This is a genomic window from Candidatus Hakubella thermalkaliphila, from assembly GCF_013281975.1.
Taxonomy (GTDB): Bacteria; Actinomycetota; Humimicrobiia; order Hakubellales; family Hakubellaceae; genus Hakubella; species Hakubella thermalkaliphila.
Genome location: NZ_BLRZ01000467.1, coordinates 1 through 558, shown reverse-complemented (window position 1 = coordinate 558; position 558 = coordinate 1). Strand labels below are relative to the sequence as shown.

At 36.7% G+C, this 558-nt stretch carries 2 protein-coding genes; both read right to left on the bottom strand.

Annotated features, from left to right (window positions below; translation table 11 throughout):
- Positions 1–16: 16 nt before the first annotated feature.
- Positions 17–256 carry a hypothetical protein gene (locus tag HW443_RS12750; protein WP_176238394.1) on the bottom strand — a complete coding sequence of 80 codons (240 nt, stop codon included), beginning with the start codon at positions 254–256 and terminating at the stop codon, positions 17–19.
- Between the two features lie 51 nt (positions 257–307).
- On the bottom strand, positions 308–493 hold the full coding sequence (locus HW443_RS14245; protein WP_407079835.1) for a transposase: 186 nt from the start codon (positions 491–493) through the stop codon (positions 308–310).
- Positions 494–558: the final 65 nt, after the last annotated feature.

Sequence of the window (558 nt, the reverse complement as noted above, 5' to 3'; positions counted from 1 at the left end):
TTCTCAGATGCATATCTCAACGCATAGATTTACCGTAGCCGACCTCTCCTGTTATCACCGCTACAGCGCCAAGATTTACAGCACATAAAAATCTTTCTGTAAAGGCATTAAGTGTTGCTGTAGGATACAGGGCATCTGTCTTTATATCCTGTGGGAATGGCTCTTTGTTGAATCCATAGAAGCTTTTATAGTTTATCATCTTCTTCTGCTTTTCCAAAGAGGCTTCAGCCTCTGTAATGGTTTTCAGTTTTAACAAGAGGAACTTCTTTTTGTTCTTTACTTACAATCTCTGTGATATGAGGTAGTGTCAAGATTTATGTGTAAATTCTTTTAAGGGTTTAATTCTCCATTTATCGTTTAAGTGACTTAATACTGCATAAACAATCCGCTCAATACCTTGAGTGTTATTAAAACAACTCATAGGTCGCGTTCTTCTTCTGACCTCTCTGAATGCCCTTTCTATTACATTTGTAGTTCTTACTTTAATCCATATTCCCTTAGGGCATGAAGAAGTTCAGTAGTTCCTCCATATCCTTCTTATTTACATTTTACTGCCTT